Here is a 20,543-nt window from a genome sequence, read left to right on the forward strand (position 1 = left end):
GGGTCAACGCCCCCGGCTACAAGTGCCCCGCGATGGTCGCTACGCCGCTACGGCTTCGCCGGCGCCTGCCACGGCACCGCGCCGGCTTGCTGCACCTCGAGCGCGAGCGCTTCGGTCAGCTCCTTCGCCAACTCCGGTTCGTCCGCCATCCGGTCATGTTGCTCCAGCGGATCCTCCTTCAGGTTATACAACTCCAGCGGCGAGAAGGGATCGTTCTGCATGAGCTTCCAGTCGCCGCGAATGAGGGCCTCGTAGGTTTTACCGCCGTAACGCTCCCCCTCGCGGCGCACAAAATACAACTGCCGCTCGTTCTCCGCCGCGGTCGGCGCTTCGCCGCGCAAGGCCGGCCCCAAACTCTGCGCATCCAGACCGGCGGGAACCTCGGCGCCCGCCTCCTCCAGCGCCGTGACGAAGATATCAAATACCAGTCCCACGTAATCGGACTCCGTGCCCGCCGCCACGTGGGCGGGCCAGGTCGCGACAAACGGCACGCGCAGTCCGCCATCGTAGTGGTCGCGCTTCCCGCCGCGCCACGGGTCGTTGTTCTGCGAAAAATTGAGCGCGCCGCCGTTGTCCGATGTCACGAAAACGAGCGTGTTGTCCGCCAGACCGGTGGCGCGCAGGGTGTCCATCACCCGACCGATCTGAGTATCGAGATCCTCGACCAACGCGACATTGAGCGCGCGCTGCTCCGGCATCTCCGGCGCCCGGGCCTGGACGCGGGCCAAGGCTTCGGGCGGCGGTTGCAACGGATAGTGCGGCGCGGTGTAGGCGAGATAGAGGAAGAACGGTTCGTCGCGGTGCGCGGGCGCCGCGCGGTCCTCAAAATAGTCGATCGCCCAATCCGAAAACACCGCCGTGGCGTGGCCCTCCGGCCGCACTTCCTCGCGATTGAGCCGCATGAAATTCACGCCGCGCCGCAGGTGCGTGGTGTAGCTGTCCATCATGTCGTCGAGGAAGCCGTGAAAGTGATCGAACCCGCGGTCGTTGGGCAACTGCCCCGGGGTGAGGCCGAGGTTCCACTTGCCGACCAGCGCGGTGTGATAACCCGCCTCCCGCAGCAGGTCGGCCAGCGTCGGCACCGTGGGATCGAGGTAACCCCAGGTGTTGAAGTTCGAGCGAATGAGTCCCGGCACGCCGACGCGATCGGCGTAACGTCCGGTCATGAGCGCCGCCCGACTGGGCGAGCACACGGTGGCGTTGGCGCGCATGGCGGTGAAGCGCATGCCGTCGGCCGCGAGGCGATCAATGGCCGGCGTGCGCACGTCGCCATCCGGTCGATACGTGGAGGTGTCGCCATAACCCAGATCGTCGGCGAAGATCACCACGATGTTGGGCCGCGGTGCGGTTTCGGCGTGGGCCAAGGCGGCGACCGCCCCGGCCAACAGCCAACAACGGAGAGCAGTTAGGCAACGGGACATCAGCGAGCCTCCAGCCGGTTGAAGGGTTCAATCGCGGCCACGGTCTCGGCGGCGACCGCCCGAAGGTGCGCAGCGAAGTCCGCATCCAAGCCGTCCGGCACAAAGGTCACCGCCGTCGGCGACTCGGCGAACAACACGCCATACCACACGAGTGCGCCGAGGTATTCACCGGCCACATTGGCGTGATTGGCGTCCTTGCCGAAGGTGCCGTCCTTCCAGCGGTAGCCCACGTGCAGGGAGTGCGGTTGCTCCGGCACCGCCGGTTCGACCCAGGTTTGCGCCGCAACCGCGGGGTCGGGTCGGTAGCCCCACACCGGATCCTCGTGCACCGCCTGAAACGCGTCGCCCACCGGCAGGAGACGCAGCCCAAACTCGCGCGCCACCGCTCGATAGGCCGCCCGCGTCGCCGTCCACATTTCCACCTGATCCGCCGCGTTGCGGTCCGGGGTCACCCGACCAAAGCGATCGGCATCCACCCGATACGCCCAAATCTGATGCACCACCTGCTCCGCCTCCGGCTGCACGCGGTGCAGGTAGGCGCTCAGGTCGGCGAAGAAGGGGTGATAACTCGTGGGATCACCCGACAGCCACGACACCTGTTGCAGCGTGATCACATCCCAGGTCTCGTCGCCGAGTAGCTCCGGCAAGGACTGACCGCCGTAGAGGTGTCCCGCCGGATCCGTCGGATCCGCCAGCGCTGCGGCCAACGCGTTCCAATGGCGTTCGAGGAAACACCCGCCGGCCTGCGCTTTCCGCAGGATGAGTTCATGACCACCATCGCGCGCGATGTCCGGCAGGTAGCGGGTGGCGTTTTGCGAAAAACTGTTGCCGATCACAAAGAGGCGCAGGGTGCGCGCCTCCACACTGGTCACCAGCAGCGCCAGGGTGAGCCAAAGCAAAGTCGGGCCGAGCCAACGTCGGCCCCCGAGCGGGGTCTTCATCTGCATCACGAGAAAGGGGACAGGGTTCGCCTTCGGTGGTGCCGTGCGGCGGCTCCGAGCGCAACGCGATCAGGACCGCACGCTGTGCAAGGCCTTGCACGGGCCGCCGCTGGCTCGGGCCCGACCGGCCTGTCTCGCTGAGCTCGGCGGCCCCGCCGTCCGACCCGTCTTCGTGCTCACCCTCGAACCCCGATTTTATGCTACGCTCCCGTTTTCTCCGGTCCGCCGTGGTCGGCCTGCTTTTGGCCGGCGCCCTAACCCGTTCGCTGTTCGCCGCCGAGTCCTCCGCCTCCGCCCCGCGCAATGTCGTGATCATCCTCTCCGACGATCACCGCTACGACTTCATGAGTTTCCATGAGCACGCCCCCGACTTCCTGCAGACCCCGAATCTCGACCGCATGGCGGCCGAAGGTGCCCACCTCAAAAACGCCTTCGTCACCACCTCCCTCTGCTCCCCCAGCCGCGCGTCCATCCTCTCCGGTCAATACGCCCACCGCCACGGCGTGGTCGACAACACCACGCCCATTCCGGAGCGCACCCGCTTCTTCCCCAGCGACCTGCAGGCCGCCGGCTACAAAACCGCCTTCTTCGGCAAATGGCACATGGGCGAATCCGACGATCGACCGCGGCCGGGTTTTGACCGTTGGTTGAGCTTCGAGGGTCAGGGCGTCTACCGCGACCCGCTCTTCAACATCGATGGCGAGGAGGTGCAGTGCGAAGGCTATACGACCGATCTGCTCACCGACTACGCCTTGGACTGGCTGCAGCAACAACCCGCCGACCAGCCCTTCCTGCTCTACCTCTCGCACAAGGCCGTGCACTCAAAATTCGAGCCCGCCGAGCGTCACCTCGACGCCTACGGGGACATAAAGATTCCCTACCCCGCCACCATGGCCCGCACCGAATCCAACGCCGCCGGCAAACCGCGTTGGGTGCAGGATCAACGCTTCAGCTGGCACGGCGTGGAGTATCCCTATCACGGGCGCACCGACTTCGACACCTTCTACCGCAACTACGCCGAGACCCTGCTCGCGCTCGATGAAAACGTCGGTCGCGTGCTCGACTATTTGGAAGAACACGGCCTCGCCGAAAACACCCTCGTGCTCTACCTCGGCGACAACGGTTTCCTGTTGGGCGAACACGGCCTCATCGACAAACGCCACGCCTACGAAGCGTCCATCCGCATTCCCATGTTGGCCTGGTGTCCGGGCTACGTGCCCGCCGGCAGCACCATCGAGCCCCTCGTGCGCAACATCGACATCGCGCCCACCCTGCTCGAGCTCACCGGCGCCACCAGCAGCATCGCCATGGACGGCCTGTCCTTCCTGCCCCTGCTCCACGGCGACACCCTCAACACCGCGACGACCGACCGCGAGTTCCTCTACGAATATTATTGGGAATACGCCTACCCGCAGACCCCGACCACCTTCGCTCTGCGCGGCGACCGCTACAAATACATCACCTATCAGGGCATCTGGGATAAGAGTGAACTCTACGACCTGCAGACCGATCCGGAAGAGCGGCACAACCTCATCGACGTGCCCGCCATGCACGACATCGCACTGGCCATGCGCCACCGCCTCTTCGACCGCCTCGAAGCCGACAACGCCATGCAAGTCCCCGTCCGCCGCGGCGACTACCAAGCCGGCGAACGCCTCCTCCACGACTGAGATCCAAAAGGTGGACGCCAACCTCCGGGCGGCGTCATCCCACCCTGTAGCCGGGGTCGCCGACCCCGGTCGGTCCACCACCACCGGGCTCACCGAGCCCGGCTACAACCATCCCCCGCCACGCGGCCGAGGACGTCCGCGTCCACCCCAAATCCCCAAAGGTGGACGCCGACCTCCGGACGGCGTCGTCCCCACCCTGTAGCCGGGGTCGTTGACCCCGGTCGCTCCACCCACCACCGGGCTCACCGAGCCCGGCTACAGCACTCACCCTCCTGGTTGTAGCAGCGGCCGTGTCGGCCGCTCCCCGTTGCCCCTCAGCCCATCCCCCGCCACGCGGCCGAGGACGTCCGCGTCCACCCCAATCCCCAAAGGTGGACGCCGACCTCCGGGCGGCGTCGTCCCCACCCTGTAGCCGGGGTCGCCGCCCCCGGTCGCTCCACCCACCACCGGGCTCACCGAGCCCGGCTACAACATCCACCCTCCTGGTTGTAGCAGCGGCCGTGTCGGCCGCTCCACCCTGCCCCACAGCCCATCCCCCACCACGCGGCCGAGGACGTCCGCGTCCACCCCAATTCCCAAAGGATGACGCCGCCCTCCGGGCGGCGTCGTCCCCCCGTAGTGCCGGCTTCAGCCGGCATTCCCCACCGGGCTCACCGAGCCCGGCTACAGCATCCGCCCTCCTGGTTGTAGCAGCGGCCGTGTCGGCCGCCCCCCGTTGCCCCTCGGCCCGTCCCCCGCCACGCGGCCGAGGACGTCCGCGTCCACCCTGTAGCCCGCCCCCCAGCCACCAGCTACCAGCCCCGAGCCACCAGCCACCAGCCACCAGCTACCAGCCACCCACCTACCCCCGCCGCGCTTCCAGCTCCGCGCGCATGCCGGCGACGCGGGCATCCTTCAGCGGATAACGCAGGGCCAGCACCAGGCTGCCCAGGAGCAACAACGCGGGCACCGTCGCAAAGGTGATGCGCACCCAAAGCATGGCGCCGTCCGGTTGCGCGCCGCCCAGCGTCGCGTCAAATCCCGAGAGGTCCAGCACCACACCCGACAGCAACATCGTGCCGGTGAGAATCGTCTTCTCCAACCAGTTCGCCACCGCCGCATAGGTGCCTTCACGCCGACAACCGGAGGTGAATTCATCGTAATCCGCCGTGTCCGCCTTCATGGGGTCAATCAACACCCAGAAGCCCGAGATGCTCGGCGACAGCAGCAGCATCGAAAGGTATTGGAGCTGCGGATACGCCTTGCTGAAGAACCAGAACTGACTGATCGAGGCGAGGATGCCGCAGCCGATGCACCACTTGATCACCGCCAGCTTGCCGAAACGGGTCGCCATGCGCGCCACGATCGGCACCGAGATCATGCCGGCGACCGCATACACCGTCTGCGCCTTGGCGTGCAGCGACGCCCCCGCCGCGGTGTCGCCATCAAAGACGTGGTAACTGTTCACGTAGATGCCGAGGTAACCCACCAGATTGGTGCCCACCAGCATGCCGAGCACAATGCCCACGAGGTAGAGGAAGGGACGATTGCGGAAGGTCAGCTTGAGGCCTTCCTTGAGCGGCACCTTTTTCTGCACCGCCGCCCGGTGCACCATGCGCTCCCGGGTGAACAGCACCGCCGGCACTGCCAGCACGATGAACAGGCCGCCAATGATGAAACCCAGCGTGCGCATGCCCGACATCGTGTCCTCGAAGATCGGCCACTGCGCCACGGCGAAGACCCACGGCAGGATGAAGAAGGTGAGCTTCGACACCACCGCCCGCACCGCATGCACCCGCACGCGTTCGTTGGTGTCGGGCGAGATTTCGTATCCAAGCGTCAGATACGGCACGCCGTAGATGGTGAACGCCGTGTAGAACAACAGCATCGACACCAGAAAGTAGCCGAAGGCCCAGCCGCCGCTCCAGGTGGCTGGCACCAACCAGATCAGCGGAAAGGTGATCGCACACAGCAGCGCGCCGATGGCGATGAACGGCCGACGGCGGCCCCACTTGTGTCGGCAGTTGTCGCTCACCGAGCCCATCAGCGGATCGGTGAAACCGTCCCAGAGACGCACGATCGCGAGCACGATGCCAATGAGCGTTGGGCTCATGCCCAGCGTCAGGTTGTAGATCGGGTAGGCGATCTGATTGATGCCGGCGCCACCGAAATTAAAGGGCAGCGTGCCCAACGCGAAACCGATGCGTTCCTTCCACGAGATGCGCTGCGGCGCGGCGGCTGTCGACGAAGCCGCCTCCGGTGCGGCGGGAGAATCAGGTGGGGTCGGGGCGGTGTTCAAAGTCGGAAAGGGTTGAGGGGGGCGATGCGCTGACAAGCGCCAAACGGCGCCAAATGCTGGGTTGCCGGCCAAAGCCGCCACAACGGCCCAACCATGCAACGCCTTGCACGCTGCCGCCCCCCCCGCTCACGACGTCCGCCCCGGCGCGCGCCCGCCGCATGTTCAACGCCCCGGCGATGCAAGGAGTTGCACGGCGAGATTCTCGTCGGTGCCGCTCCCGCTGCCTACGCCAAGAGCCATTCCCTGTTGCGTCGGTCCCGCGCGGACGACGCCTGCCTTCCCCAACCCCTCGTCCCCCCGCATCGCATGCCCTTGCCCGTTCGACTCCTTGTGCGCGCTGCTGCCGTGTTCCTCACGGCGCTGGCCCTCCCCCTCACACTTCACGCCGCCGACGTTTACGCCCTCCCGGCCGGCGCCGGCTCCCAGGACGGCTCCAGCTGGGCCAACGCCGCCCCCCAAGGCTCCCTGCAGACCCTCCTCGATGGCCTCACTCCCGGCGACACCCTCTACGTCGGCAGCGGCACTTACACGGTCTCACCGCTGAACATCGAGGGAGACGGCACCGCCGTCGCGCCGCTCCAATTCATCGGGGTCGATACCGGCGACGGTTACCCGGTTTTCCAAGGCACCTTCGACGTCGCCGTGGCCAGCGGCGGCGCCTGCCTGCGCCTGCCCACCACCGCCAATTACTGGAACATCAAGAACCTCGTGATCCGCAATCACCGCTTCCCGGTGACCATGCTCCAATCGGGCACGACCTACACGCGCTACACCCACCTCCTCTTCGAAAACATCTCGACCGACTCCCTCGAGGATGCCCTGCGCCTCTACAACTGTTCCGACATCACGGTCCGCAACTTCTCCGCCATTCGCTACACCAAGAAGGCCTTTCGCATCAGCGACTACAGCCGCGATGTGCTTTTCGATTCCTGCTACGCCGACTGCACCGGCGGCGACCCGACTTTCCCCGCTCGCGCCATCCCCAACAGCTTCTTTTTGGACGAAACCGACCAGGAGCCGATCATCCACGACATCACCTTCGTCGACTGCACCGCCAAGAACAACGGCTACTATCCCGTCTCCGGCGGCTCCTACTGGAACGGTGACGGTTTCTCCTCCGAGCGCGGCGCCTACAACATCACCCTGCTCCGCTGCTGGGCCATCGACAACTGGGACGCCGGTTTCGACAACAAGGGCGGCAACATGACTTTCCAGGACTGCGTCGCCACCGGCAACATGCGCGGCTTCCGCCACTGGGGCGACACCGCCACCTTCGACAACTGCCTTTCGGTCAACCTCATCAAACGCGGCGGCACCGGCGGCAAAAGCTCCTACTGGATCGACGATCTCGCCATCGATCTGACCTTCCAGAATTGCACCGCCGCCAGCCTCGACGGCGGCCCGCTCGCCTACATCGAGACCAACAACACCAACGGTCCCGTTGTGTTCTACGACAGCATCTTCTTCCACCTCAGCGACGTCGCCCTCTTCACCAACAGCAACAACATCACCCTCGATGCCTCCACGGTGACCTACCGACCCGGCAGCGGCGTGGATCCGCAGTTTGTTGACGCCGACATCGATTGGGTCGGCTCCCCCGCCAACGCCTGGAACAGCCAGACCTACGGCACCTCCAAGGGCTACAGCAGCACCATCGTCAACGCCCCGGCCAACAGCGCCCCCGCCCTCTCGATCGGCGCCTCCGCCACCAGCGGCAACGCTCCGCTGGCCGTCCAATTCACCGCCACCGCCGCCGACTCCGACGGCGTCATCGTCGGCTACGCATGGGATCTCGGTGACGGCACCACGTCCTTCGCCCAAAACCCGTCGGTCGTATTCGCCACTCCCGGCACCTACACGGTCACCTGCACCGTGACCGACAACCGCGGCGCCACCACCACCGCCACGACCACCATCCACTCCACCGCGCCGTCATCCCCCACCGCCGTGCGCATCGAAGCAGGCAGCACCAGCGCCTACACCGACAACGCCAGCAACGCGTGGTCGGCCGACTTCGGTTACGACGCCGGCAGCGACATCGTGGATCGCGGCGCCATTGCCATCGCCGGCACCACCGACGACCGCATCTACCAGACCGAGCGCTACGACATCAGCGACTACTCCCTGCTCATCGCCAACGGCACCTACACGGTGAACCTGCACTTCGCCGAGACCTACTCCGGCACCACCGGCGCCGGTCAACGCGTCTTCACCGCCGCCGCCGAGGGCGCCATCCCGGCCGGCTGGCGCGACATCGACATCTTCGCCCAAGCGGGCGGCGCCAACACGGCGCTCATTAAATCCGCCACCATTGCGGTGGCGGACAATTTCCTCGATCTGTCCTTCGTCGCCAGCACCGGCGGCACCCTCATCAACGGCATCGAGATTCTCCCCGTCGGCAGCGGCGATCTGCCGCCGTCCTCCCCCTCAGGCGTGACCGCCTCCGCCGTCGGCTCCACCGGCTTCACCGTGTCCTGGAACGCCGCGACCGACGACGTGAGCGTCGCGGGTTACGAGGTCTTCCTCAACGGCGTGTCCGCCGCCACCACCACGGGGGCCCTGTCCGCTAATCTGACCGGACTGACCACCGCGACAACCTTCGCCGTGACCGTCCGCACCCTCGACTCCGCCGGCAACCTCTCCGCCGCCAGCGCCCCCATCAACGTGACCACCGGCGGCTCCGCCGACACCACACCGCCGAGCACGCCGACCGGCCTCGCCGCCTCCGCCATCACCACCTCGTCCTTCACCCTGAGCTGGACCGCATCGACCGACGACACCGCCGTGGACTACTACGAGGTCCTGCTCGACGGCAGTCCGGTCACCACCACCTCCGGCACCACCACCTCCGTCGGCGGTCTCAACCCCGGCACGTCCTACGCCGCCACCGTCCGCGCCTACGACACCTCCGGCAATGTCTCCGCGTCGAGCGCCGCGCTGACCGTGGTCACCGACACGCCCTCTGTCGGCACGACCTTTGAGCTCACGCCGATCGATGACGCCCACGTGCAGGCCGGCTCCAACGCCAACAGCAACTACGGCTCCCTCGACAACCTCGCGGTCAAATACCAGGGCCCGACCGACGCCCAGACCCGCGAGTCCTACCTCAAGTTCAGCCTGCCCGCCACCAGCAGCGGCTACATCGAAAGCGCGACCCTCAAACTCACCGTCAAGGCCAGCAAGGACAACCAGACCCATACCCTGAGCTTTGTCGCCAACGACGCCTGGACCGAATCCACCATCACCTGGAACACCAAACCCACCAGTAGCACAATTCTGGATACGGTGCCCGGCTCCGCCGCCGCACTCGCCGTGGTGTCCTTCGATGTCACCTCCCAGGCCATCAGCGAACAGGCCGGCGACGGCGTCATCAGCCTCAACATCGCCGCCAACAACAGCGACTTCTCCAACTACTACTCCAAGGAGGCCGCCGACGCCGGACTCTATCCGGTGTTGGAAGTGGTGCTGAGCGCGGTCCCGCCGCCCACCACCCCGACCAACCTCGCCGCGACCAATGTCACCAGTGCGTCCTTCGATCTCTCCTGGACCGCCTCCACCAGCAGCGTCGGCATCGCCGGCTACGACATCCTGATCGACGGCGTGTCCGCCGGCACCACCACCGGCACCTCCACGACCGTGTCCGGTCTCACCGCCGACACAACCTACGCCGTCACCGTGGTGGCCACCGACACCAATGGCACGCCCTCGGCGGCCAGCAGCGCGCTCTCGGTCACCACCGCCGGCGCCTCCGGCGGAACCTACACCCTCACGCCGGTCCATGATACCTTCGCTCGCGCCGGTTCCTACGCCGGCACGAGCTTCGGTTCCCTGGACAACCTTGCCATCAAGAACCAGGGCTCCACCGACGAGCAGACCCGCGAGTCCTACCTGCGCTTCGATCTGTCTAGCCTCGGCAGCGGCACGATGGTCAGCGCCACTCTCAAACTCACCGTCAAGGCCAGTAAGGACAGCCAGACGCACACCCTGCGTTTCGTCGCCGATGACACCTGGACCGAATCAACCCTCAACTGGAACAACCGCCCCACCGGTAGCACCATTCTGGATACGGTGCCGGGCTCGGCCGCCGCCGACACCGTGGTGAGTTTCGACGTCACCAGCCAACTCGACATCGAGCGCGCCGGCGACGGCCTCATCAGCCTCGTCATCGCGGCCAACAACAACGACTTCTCGAACTACTATTCCAAGGAAGCCGCCGATCCCGCCGACGCGCCGGTCCTCGAAGTGGTGCTCTCGGGCGGGGCTCCGCTGGTGCTCGCCCCGACTATCACCAATGGCGGTGCAGCCACCGGCACCTACGCCACGCCGTTCAGTTTCCAGATCGCGGCCGAATCCGAGTCGACCGAGCTCAGCTACAGCACCGCCGGGCTGCCCGCCGGGCTCGTCGTCGATTCGCTCACCGGCGCCATCACCGGCACTCCCGCCCAGACCGGGGACTTCGCCGTTGAACTCACCGCGACCAACGAGGGCGGCTCCACCACGGCCAATCTCGATCTCCACATCGCACCGGCTGCGGCCGGACTCGAACTCGCCGCCCTTTGGCAATTCTACGACGGGCTGCCGCGGCCGGTGAGCTTCACCACAACCCCGGCCGCTCTGCCGGTTGAGTTGAGCTACGACGGTGCGTCCGCCGTGCCGACCTATCCGGGCGACTACACCGTGACCGCCAGTGTGATGGATCCCAACTACACCGGCACGGCCACCGCCGTCCTGCAAATCCGTGCCGCCGCCCAAAGCCACCGCGCCCCGGTCCTCAACGGCACCGTCGAGGGTTCCTTGCAGGTGAACGCCGCCTCGTCCTTCACCCTCAACAGCGGCGCACTCGTCGCCCACGATCTGCTCGTCGCCGGTCAGCCGCAGCTGGTGCGCAACGGCCAGCCGACGATTGGCGCGGAGCTCACCGGTCCCGGCGCCGCCACCCCGGAAAACTACCGCGTCACCCTGAATGGTGGCGCGACGGTGGGTTACCTCGTGCGCCAGGTCGATCCCGTGGCGTTGCCCGCGCCCGTGACCGTGCTGCCGCCCACCGGCACGCGCCACGTGGTGCTCAACCGTAGCACCGATCCCGTCGGCGACTTCGCCACCCTGCGCCATCTCACGCTCAACGGCAATGCGGGCACCATCGACGTGCCGCCGGGCCACTACGGCATCCTCACCGCCAACGGCCAAAGCACCCTGCGCCTCGGCAATCCGACCAGCGACGAGCCGACCGTTTACCACCTGCAGGGCCTCAACCTCAACAGCCGCACCGCCATCGAACTCGTCGGTCCGGTGGTGCTCAACGTCGCCACGGGTTTCTCCTTCCAAGGCCAAATCGGCAACCCCGCCGCGCCCGAAAACCTGTTGCTGCGCGTCGCCGGCGGCAGCCTCAACCTCAACGCCCAAGCCCAACTGCATGGGTTTGTGGAGGCCCCCGCGAGCACCGTGACCTTGAATGGCCAAAGCCTGCTTTCCGGCGGTGTGGTTTGCGATCGTCTCGTGCTCAACTCAGGCTCGCTCCTTCGCCTCGACGCCTCCTGAAACGACTCCGTCATTCACCGCTTCCGTGATCACCTATTCGGCCGCCCATCGCACCTTCATCCTCAGTCTCAATCGATCGAGCTATGTGCTCCAGATCGATGACGCCGGTCGCCTGCGCCACGTCCACCATGGCGTCCAGACGACCGCGACCGCGCCCTGGGTCGAGCCCACGCCACCAAATCTTGAATACGACCTCACCGACCTCGAATTCCCCGCGCGGGGCGACGTGGTTTACACCGAAGCCGCCCTGCGGATCAGCGCCGTCGATGCGGCCGATGCGACCGCCCCATTTCTGAGCCCGCAGCTCCGATACGAAGACCACGAGGTCCTGCCGGAAGCCGCTCCCGCCCTCGCGCCCACCCACGGCGTGGCGCCCCGGGAAACGACCCCGCGTCCGACGCTGCGTATCCGACTGGCCGACTCGACCGTCGGGGTCACCGTCGACCTGTTCTATCGCATCACCGCCGAACACGATGTGCTGGAACGCTGGGTGCAGGTGCACAACATCGGCCCTCACCCATTCCGCATCGACCACCTTGCCTTTGCATCACTTTGCCTGCCGCCGGGTCCGTGCGAGCTGCGTTCCCTGCACGGCACTTGGTCGCGTGAAACCCAGTTGCACACCCAGCGCCTCGGCCCGGGCGTGTTGAGCTGGGAGGAGCGCGGACTCAACACCGGCTGGCGCCATCACCCCGCCTGCCAATTGCACCGGCCCGGCGCGGCCAGTGAAACGCAGGGCGAAGTGTATTTCGCCACTCTCGCTTACGGCGGCGCTTGGTCCATGCGTTGCGAACACACTCTCCTCGGCGCCACCCACCTGCACCTCGGCTACGCCACCGAATCGTTTGCTCTCACTCTCGCCCCCGGCGCCTCCCACCTCACCCCGGCTGTCGTCAGCGGTTGGTCAAACGAAGGCTGGGGCGGCGCCAGTCGCCAACTGCATGGTTTCACCCGCGACCGCATCCTGCCCGCCCTGCCCGGCGAGCCGTGGCGACCGGTCCTCTACAACGGTTGGGAAGCCACCTATTTCGACGTCGCGGCCGAGTCCCAAATCGCGCTGGCCCGACGCGCCGCCGATCTCGGCGTGGAGCTGTTCTGCATCGACGACGGTTGGTTTGGCGCCCGCCGCTCCGATCGCGCCGGACTCGGCGACTGGCAGGTATCACCCGATTGTTTCCCCGACGGACTCCGCGTCGTCGCCGACGAGGTGCACCGCCTCGGCATGAATTTTGGCCTCTGGGTTGAACCCGAGATGGTGAACCGCGACTCCGATCTGTTTCGCCAGCACCCGGACTGGGTCCTGCATGTTCCGCACCGCGCAAGCCGGGAGATCCGCCATCAACTGATCCTCGACCTCGCCCGCCCGGACGTGCGCGAGCACCTCGCCGCGCAACTCCACGCCCTGGTCGCGGAGCACAGCATAGACTTCCTCAAGTGGGACATGAACCGCTATGTCACCGAGCCGGGTTCGGTCGCCGGTCGGGCGATCTGGCGGGAACACATCGCCGCCGTCTACGCCTTGATGGATGGACTGCGCGCGGCCCATCCGCATCTCACCATCGAGGCCTGCTCCGCCGGCGGTGGTCGCGTGGATCTCGGCGTGCTGAGCCGCACCGATCAAACCTGGCCGAGCGACAACACCGATCCGATTGACCGCCTCGCGATCCAGGACGGCTACAGCCTGTTTTACCCGACCCGCACGATGTCGAGTTGGGTGGCGCCTTCCCCCAATCACACCACCGGTCGTGACACCTCGCGGTCACTGCGCCTGCACCTCGCCATGCGTGGTGTGCTGGGTCTCGCCGAGAACCTCAACGAGCTCTCCGCCGCCGAGGCCGACCAACTGCGCACCGGCATCGCGTTCTACAAACGGATCCGCCCCATCGTGCAGGGCGGCGACCTGCATCGCCTCGACGCGGGGCTGATGGAACCCGCGTCGGTCTGGTTGACCACCCACGCCGATCAAACCACGGCGGTGCTGTCACTGATCCTTCCCTACGCGCCTCCCGGCACCGTCCTGCCGCCACTGCGCCTGCGGGCGCTCAACCCCGACCTGACCTACACGCTTTCCGAAATCGACCGGCCCGACTTCACCACCGCCAGCGGTGCCGCGCTCATGACCCGCGGTATCCCGTGGGTGGATACGGTGCACCAACCCAACAGCAACGGCACCCTCCCCACGCCCCACGCCCGCACGATCCTGCTCCAGGCGGTCTCGTAATTCGGGACCGCAAATTAGAAATCCGCCGGTGCACGTCTGCACCGGCGGATTCTACTACAACAACAATGGTGATCCCCCAGCCCCAACGATTTGGGTTCAGCGTGCTGACCTCGTTGGCAGCACACCCATGGCACGACCTAAAATCTGCTCGGACTGCCGGGGTCCACCGCCGGAGATCCTCCGACACAGCGGTCGCAACTTCGACGCTGCGGCTTGGGCAAATTGGACCAAACGTCGGGTAGATCCCGCCTTCACTTCGCCTCGTCCAAACCGAGGCACTCCCGCACCGCCGCTTCGAGGCGCTCTCCGCGGGCGGAGGTGGAATAAATACGTCCTTCCTTATCGAGGAGAAACATCGAGGGGATGGACTGAATGCCAAACCGCTTGGCCAACGGACTCTCCCACCCTTGCCCGTCATAGTGCTGTGGCCACGGCATGTTTCGTTTCTCCACAAAGGCCTGCAGTTTGTCCTGATAGTTTCGACCATCGAGTGAAATGCCCACGATCTCGAAGCCCTTGTCGTGATAACGTGAATACACATCGATCATATTGGGCAGCTCCTGCAGACAGGGCCCGCACCAGGTCGCCCAAAAATCAACCAACACCACCTTGCCCCGCAGGTGCGCGAGATCCACCTCCCGACCGTCGATGGCGGTAAAGGCCAGTTCCATCGGCTGCTCCTTCGCCGCCGCGACGCGCAGGCGCCCTGCGGCCACTTCCCGCACGCGCGGCATCGGGCTGTCCACCAGTCGCTGCCACAGCGCGATCGCGGTCGGTTCATCCGAGGACTCGTATCCCCGCAGGAGACGCAGGGTGAAGTAGTAGACCGCGGATCCGTCGGGATAACGTTCGGCCAGGTCGTTCAGCCGTTGCTCCGCGACATCCAGGGCGGGCGGTTCGTCACCGGCCAGCAGTTCGTCCGCCGCCTGCTCCACCTCCACTTTTTCCCGAGCCTCGTCGCTGGCATCGTCGGACGCCAGCAGCGCCTGCTGCAACTCGATCCGCTTGTCCGCCCACGCGGCTTTTGCCGCTTCGTCGACTACGATGTGCGCGCGACGTGGGTTCTGGTCGAATTCCGGTTTAAACTCGGTGATGAAGTCCGGCTCCCGCTCGATGATGTAAGCCACCCCTTCCCAACGACGCGGGTCATCGGGATAAGTCGCCATGAAGGTCAATACATCGGTCTGCAGCTGACGCAGGCGGGGCTCATTCCACTTAAAGTAGTCGGCGCGGGTGAATTTCTCCGGCATCGGATCCGGCCGGCTCTGCTTCATCGCCGCCGCAATCGCCGCCCAAGCCGCGTCGGCCGCCGGCGTGGCCGTTTCCGCCGCGAGGGCGTTGCCGGACGTGCCCAACGCCACGAGCAGAAAGGAGAGCAGAAGAGTAAGGGTCGCAGTTTTCATGATCAGTGTAGATGGAGTGGAATCGGTCGCAGCGGGCGAAATCAGGACCCGTGTTTATCACCAGTCCTTCACCGGCCGATTCTCCGGCGCGCTGAGATTCTGTTGTTTTTTCGAGGCCAGATTTTCGTTGTCGAAATCGAGTAGTTTGAGCGCGAGGTCGCCCGGATCTTCGATGTCCTGTGGATCCGACATTTCCTCGCCTTCACCTTCCATTTTGCGTTGTTCGCGCGCGTCTTCCTCCCGCAGCTGACGCAGCAAGGTTTCTGCTTCTATCTTGCCGGCGCGGGCGCCGGCGTGATCCGGCACGAATCCCAAAGCTCGAGCGAAACTCTGCACGGCTCGCTCCAAACTAGCGATTGCGGCGGGCAGATCTTCGGTCGCCAACGCCTTGCCCTGCGTGAGATCAGCGTCACCACGGGCCACAAAGACCTCCGTCAATCGTCGGCCCAAGGTCTGCGCCTTTTCCTGCGTCGCCGTTTGGTCCGGCAGATAACTGAGCGCGGTCTGGTAACGCCCGAGCGCATCCTCCAACAAGGCGTCCCGCTCCGTCGGATCGAGGCCGGATCGCTCCGCCTGTTGCAGACTACGATCACCCAGTGCGACATGGCCGTCATGCAATGCGCGGTCATTTCGCGCCTTGCCGGCGAGCGCCGGACCGTGCGCGGGAGCCTCCTGCAGCACGCGCGCATACTGCACCCCCGCGCGCTCCCAGAAGGTGATCGCATCCGCGGGCGCGACGGCCTGCGCGGCCCGACCCTGCTCATGCAACTGATCCCCCCACTCCACCCGCCAGGGATTCAGTAACGCTGTGGCCTCCGCCAGTGCCCGCGTCGCCGCCTCGTCGCGCGGACGGGCGTCCAAGGCATTTTCAAAATCACCGACCGCGCCTTCGATCAGCCCAATCGCACGCTCCAGCATGCTGCGACGCTGCATCTCCGCCCGCCGACGTTTGTCCGCGCCGACACGCATGAACGCGTCATAGATGCGGGCCGTCACCGCCTGCTGCCGCTCCATGATTGCCGTCCGTCGCGCCGGACTCTCCGCAATCTCCTCCGCCTGCTCGAGTCGGGCAACCGCTTCCCGCCACGCTGGCACGCCTTCCTCCGGCCGCATTCGCGCCGCCGCATCACCTTCCGCCGTTCGTGCGGTCGCCATCTCCAGCAGCAACACAATCAACTGCTCCCGCGCCAGCGGATGGTTGGTTTGCGCCAGCGCGATCTCCGGCGCCGAACGATAGGCGGCGAGCGCCTTCTCCCACTGCACCACCGTGCCCTCGGGATTGCTCAACCGCATCCGTTCTCCCAGCCGGTAGAGGCTGTTGCCCAACTGCGCCCGGCTGCGGGGCTCGATCTCAAAATCCATCGACTCCGCGAGCTCCGCAAAATTCTCCACCGCGACGGTGAAACGTTCGGCGGCATAGGCCCCCAAGGCATAGTTGTAACGGCGTCGCAGGTCCTCCGGCGCCTCAAGGTATTCGTCCCGCAGCAACTCAAAGGCATCCTCCGCCTGGCCGGCTTCGATCAGCGCCTGAGCTTCGGGCAGCCCGGCCCGGAGAGTCGGCGTGCCTCCACCCACGAAACCCAGCAACAGTCCCAGCGCCAGGGTCGCGCCTTTTCGGTCAGCTGTCACCCAACCTGGCTTCGCCATCGACTGCGCCTTCCGGCTTTCCGTCCGCCGTAACCACATTTCCCCTACAAGCAGCAGCAGCGCCAAAACCAGCGGAACCCGATACCATTCATGCAGGTCGCTCAGCTCGATTGTCTCCAAAGGTGCCGCGAGCGGCGCGAGCGAACGTTCCCGCCAGGCGGAAAAGTCGGCCGGAGATTCATCCAGCTCGAGGTATTCGCCTCCGGCCACGGCCGCGATGCGTCGCAGCACGTTGGCGTCGCGTCGCGAAATCACTTCGTTGCGGGCCTCATCACGCACGTTCCCCGTGCGCACCCATTCGCGTCGAGCATTGCGCTCAAAAACCGGAATCGGTCCTCCCGCCGCCGTGCCCACGCCCACCGTGAAGATGCGTAGACCATGCTCCCGAAACGCGGCTTCCGCCGCGACGACCGCATCGCCTTCCGTTTCCTCCCCGTCCGAAACAAGCACCAACACGCGGGAGGCGTGCACCTGCTCCCGGAAAAATTCCGCGGCGCGACCAATCACGTCGCTCAAGGACGAGCCACCCTTCCCTACCAGCTCCGTCGTCAATCCGCGGGACACCAACTGCAGCGAGGTGCGGTCAAAGGTGAGCGGCGCCACGAAGGTGGTTTGACCGGAGAAGAACAACAAACCCGCGCGATCCCCCCCGAGGTTCGTCACCAAATTGTCCACCGCCCGGCGGGCACGCTCAAAACGATTCGGTGCCACGTCCTCCGTCAACATGCTGCGCGAACCGTCCAGCGCGATAAGCAGGTTCACACCTTCCGCCGGAGCGGCCGTCGCCCGCACACCGGCCAACGGACGCGCCAACGCGAGCGCCAGAAGCGCGACCGCACCGATGCTCAGCCAGAAGCGACGCCGACGCCGCGCCTGCACCGTCGCAGCCAGCAACGGCGCGTAGATCCGGACGGCCACAAAGGCGGCCAGCCGTTGTTCCAGACGTCGGCGAAACCAACGCCACCACCAGCAGCCGAGTCCGAGCAGGAGCGGCAGCAGGAGCAGCCAGAGTGGATAATGAAATGTCATGGTGCGCGGGACCTCCCGCCAAAACCGGCCGCCAGTTCGATCATCACCAGTCCCATGGCAGCGCAGGCCGCCCACGGGAACAGTTCGGTAAAGGCACGCAGTTCGTTGCGCTTAAACTCCTGGCGTTCCAGTTGGTCGATTTGGTCGTAAATGCTTTCAAGGCTCGCGCCGTCGGCGGCTTGGAAAAACTGCCCGCCCGCGAGGCGCGCCATCTGGCTGAGCATGAGGTCGTCGACGCCGGTCTGCATTTCATCATAGCTCACCACGGCGATCGTGTAGAGGCGCACGCCATAGCTGCGGGCGAGACGGGCTGCTTCCAGCGGATCGGTGCCGCCGGTGTTGAGCCCATCGGTCACCGCAATGATGACGCGGTTGCCGCCGTCGGTTTGACGCAACAGGTCGACCGCGGCCTCCACCCCGGAGCCCAGGGCGGTGCCGAGCGCGGTCTTCATCTCCGTCAACGCCTCCATCATCCAGCCGTGATCCAGCGTGAGCGGACTGATCAGGTAGGGTTGCTCGGCAAAAGCCACAATACCGATACGGTCCTGCTCACGCTCGGCAATGAAGTCTCCGATCACTCGCTCCAGTGCCGCCCGACGACTGATTTGCTGACCTTCAAAATCGAAGTCCGCCGAATCCATCGAGCGCGAGGCATCGAGCACCAGCATCACGTCAATGCCTTCGCTTTCGTTTTCATCGGCCCCCCGCTCGATTCGCGGTCCCGCCAAGGCCACCACGACGGCGACCACCGCCAACATCGGCAGCCAGGACGGTCGGCGCGTCGCGGCCGGCGCAACCTTGCGACCCAAACCGGCGAAATGGCGCAGCGATGAATACGACACCGCCGGCGTCACGCCCGCCCGTCCGGTTCGCCGCCACCACGGGATCAAAGCCAGCAGCAGCAACAACCACCAAGGCTGGGCAAACTCAAAGGTCGCCAAGCGGGTCCACCACTCGCTCATGAGTGTGCCTCCCGGTTGATAGCGGTCTCCGCCTGCACAAAAACCTTGGCCTGATCGAGCACCTGAAAAAACTCGCCAACCTCCGGTTGCTGCCCCGCGTAGCAGGCCTGATTGGCCATGGTCAGAAAGCGGCGACAGAACTCCAGATGCCGCGCCGGCACCGCTGCCCGGGTCGTTTGCGCCGACCAAAATTCCTCCGTCGTGAGCGTGGGCGCATCGAGCCCAAAACGCGCGGCAATGAAGCGACGCAAGGTGCCCGCCAAAACGGCGATGGCTTCGCGCGGCCCCGCCTCACGCACGAGCGTTTCACACGCCTCCAACTCCCGCAGAGCCACCGCACCGGGCTCCGGTCCGGTCGGCGCGGTGACCGGCGCAGAGCTATGGCGGCGCCAAAGATACCACCCCAACCCGCCGGCCAGCAGCGCCATCACCAGCACGATGCCGCCGACCCAAAACTCCACGCCGCTGCCACTGGCTTCCGGCGGTGGCGCCAGCAAGGTGAGGTCCTCCTGCAGGATCATGGATTCGTGCGACGGATCACTCATCCCAATCGCCGGCTCATGCGCCGCTCCATGTAGTTCTGCAGTGCCCGCTGGCAGGATTCTCCGGTGCGCAGAAACACGCCATCGGTGCCCATGCGCAGGAAGCGATGACGCAGCGCCTCGCGTTCTTCCGCCGCCCGCTGCGCAAAGGTCTCCCGCAATGCGGGATCACTGGTGTCGATCTCCATCAGCTCACCACTTTCGGCATCCTCGACCAGAATTCGGCCCACGTCCGGCAGCGCTTCCTCCCGCGGATCCCCGATGCTGAGCGGCACCAGATCGTGGTGATGCGCGGTGGCTTTGAGCACGCGATCAAATCCGTCGTCGATGAAGTCGGAGATCAGGAAAACGATGGCCCGACGCCGTTGCACGTGGTTCAAAAACTTCAGTGCCTCCCGCAGCGAAGTGCCGCGGTGACGCCCCGCGTGCTGCAGCACGTCGCGAATGATCCGCAGGCCCTGCGGCCGGCCTTTGCGCGGCGGCAGGTATTTCTCCACCCGCTCGCTGAAAAGCAAGAGGCCGACCTTGTCGCCATTGGCCACGGCACTGAATGCCATGGTGGCGGCCACCTCCGCGGCGAGTTCCCGTTTGCTCTGGGCGCCGGACGCCAGTTCGCCCGAGGCACTGACATCCACCGCGATCATTACGCTCAACTCGCGCTCCTCGGTGAACTCGCGCACATAGGGTTCGTGCATGCGCGCCGTCACGTTCCAGTCGATGAAGCGCACGTCGTCGCCAGCGGTGTAACCCCGCACATCTTCAAAATCGAGGCCACGCCCCTTGAAGACGGAACGGTAGGCGCCGGCCATAAAATCCTCGGCCAGACGGCGGGTGCGGATTTCGACGCGGCGAATCTGCCGCAGGTAGTGCTTTTCGTCAGCAACCGACACG

General features: G+C 65.8%; 11 protein-coding genes. 3 read left to right on the forward strand and 8 right to left on the reverse strand.

Annotated features, from left to right (window positions below):
* Positions 1–47: 47 nt before the first annotated feature.
* On the reverse strand, positions 48–1,421 hold the full coding sequence (locus tag K1X11_RS13160; RefSeq protein WP_221033177.1) for a sulfatase family protein: 1,374 nt from the start codon (positions 1,419–1,421) through the stop codon (positions 48–50).
* Positions 1,421–2,368 (reverse strand): DUF4886 domain-containing protein, encoded by a 948-nt coding sequence (locus K1X11_RS13165; protein ID WP_221033176.1) that lies wholly within the window; start codon positions 2,366–2,368, stop codon positions 1,421–1,423. Before K1X11_RS13165 ends, K1X11_RS13160 begins: the two co-directional genes overlap by 1 nt.
* A 191-nt stretch (positions 2,369–2,559) precedes the next feature.
* Between K1X11_RS13165 and K1X11_RS13170 the strand changes: the two genes are divergently transcribed.
* Positions 2,560–4,032 (forward strand): sulfatase family protein, encoded by a 1,473-nt coding sequence (locus K1X11_RS13170; RefSeq protein WP_221033175.1) that lies wholly within the window; start codon positions 2,560–2,562, stop codon positions 4,030–4,032.
* An 841-nt stretch (positions 4,033–4,873) separates the two neighbouring features.
* Here the strand turns inward: K1X11_RS13170 and K1X11_RS13175 are convergent.
* Entirely contained in the window at positions 4,874–6,310 is a 1,437-nt protein-coding gene (locus K1X11_RS13175; RefSeq protein ID WP_221032576.1) for an MFS transporter, read from the reverse strand.
* Positions 6,311–6,616: 306 nt separating this feature from the next.
* Between K1X11_RS13175 and K1X11_RS13180 the strand changes: the two genes are divergently transcribed.
* Both K1X11_RS13180 and K1X11_RS13185 read left to right on the forward strand, forming a co-directional pair.
* Positions 6,617–11,848: a CBM96 family carbohydrate-binding protein gene (locus K1X11_RS13180; RefSeq protein ID WP_221032577.1), complete on the forward strand. Its 5,232-nt coding sequence runs from the start codon at positions 6,617–6,619 to the stop codon at positions 11,846–11,848.
* Between the two features lie 25 nt (positions 11,849–11,873).
* The gene (locus K1X11_RS13185; protein ID WP_221032578.1) at positions 11,874–14,069 is read left to right on the forward strand and encodes an alpha-galactosidase; all 2,196 of its coding nucleotides are present in this window, start codon (positions 11,874–11,876) and stop codon (positions 14,067–14,069) included.
* 251 nt (positions 14,070–14,320) lie between these two features.
* Here the strand turns inward: K1X11_RS13185 and K1X11_RS13190 are convergent, their stop codons facing one another.
* From K1X11_RS13190 to K1X11_RS13210, 5 genes are read right to left on the reverse strand one after another with little or no spacing between them, the layout of a single operon-like run.
* On the reverse strand, positions 14,321–15,472 hold the full coding sequence (locus K1X11_RS13190) for a TlpA family protein disulfide reductase (protein ID WP_221032579.1): 1,152 nt from the start codon (positions 15,470–15,472) through the stop codon (positions 14,321–14,323).
* A gap of 57 nt (positions 15,473–15,529) precedes the next feature.
* Positions 15,530–18,148 carry a VWA domain-containing protein gene (locus tag K1X11_RS13195; RefSeq protein WP_221032580.1) on the reverse strand — a complete coding sequence of 873 codons (2,619 nt, stop codon included), beginning with the start codon at positions 18,146–18,148 and terminating at the stop codon, positions 15,530–15,532.
* Entirely contained in the window at positions 18,145–19,110 is a 966-nt protein-coding gene (locus tag K1X11_RS13200; protein ID WP_221032581.1) for a VWA domain-containing protein, read from the reverse strand. Before K1X11_RS13200 ends, K1X11_RS13195 begins: the two co-directional genes overlap by 4 nt.
* Positions 19,107–19,655, reverse strand: coding sequence for a hypothetical protein (locus K1X11_RS13205; RefSeq protein ID WP_221032582.1), 549 nt, complete (start codon positions 19,653–19,655; stop codon positions 19,107–19,109). The genes K1X11_RS13200 and K1X11_RS13205 overlap by 4 nt, the downstream gene beginning before the upstream one ends.
* Entirely contained in the window at positions 19,652–20,542 is an 891-nt protein-coding gene (locus tag K1X11_RS13210) for a DUF58 domain-containing protein (protein WP_221032583.1), read from the reverse strand. The genes K1X11_RS13205 and K1X11_RS13210 overlap by 4 nt, the downstream gene beginning before the upstream one ends.
* Between the last annotated feature and the right edge of the window lies 1 nt (position 20,543).

It is taken from the genome of Actomonas aquatica, assembly GCF_019679435.2.
GTDB classification, from domain to species: Bacteria; Verrucomicrobiota; Verrucomicrobiia; order Opitutales; family Opitutaceae; genus Actomonas; species Actomonas aquatica.

Excerpts from the sequence above, each read along its gene's own strand:
- K1X11_RS13160 (WP_221033177.1), bottom strand. The coding sequence starts at position 1,421 with ATGTCCCGTTGCCTAACTGCTCTCCGTTGTTGGCTGTTGGCCGGGGCG.
- K1X11_RS13165 (WP_221033176.1), bottom strand. The coding sequence starts at position 2,368 with ATGCAGATGAAGACCCCGCTCGGGGGCCGACGTTGGCTCGGCCCGACT.
- K1X11_RS13170 (WP_221033175.1), top strand. The coding sequence starts at position 2,560 with ATGCTACGCTCCCGTTTTCTCCGGTCCGCCGTGGTCGGCCTGCTTTTG.
- K1X11_RS13180 (WP_221032577.1), top strand. The coding sequence starts at position 6,617 with ATGCCCTTGCCCGTTCGACTCCTTGTGCGCGCTGCTGCCGTGTTCCTC.
- K1X11_RS13190 (WP_221032579.1), bottom strand. The coding sequence starts at position 15,472 with ATGAAAACTGCGACCCTTACTCTTCTGCTCTCCTTTCTGCTCGTGGCG.
- K1X11_RS13195 (WP_221032580.1), bottom strand. The coding sequence starts at position 18,148 with ATGACATTTCATTATCCACTCTGGCTGCTCCTGCTGCCGCTCCTGCTC.
- K1X11_RS13200 (WP_221032581.1), bottom strand. The coding sequence starts at position 19,110 with ATGAGCGAGTGGTGGACCCGCTTGGCGACCTTTGAGTTTGCCCAGCCT.
- K1X11_RS13205 (WP_221032582.1), bottom strand. The coding sequence starts at position 19,655 with ATGAGTGATCCGTCGCACGAATCCATGATCCTGCAGGAGGACCTCACC.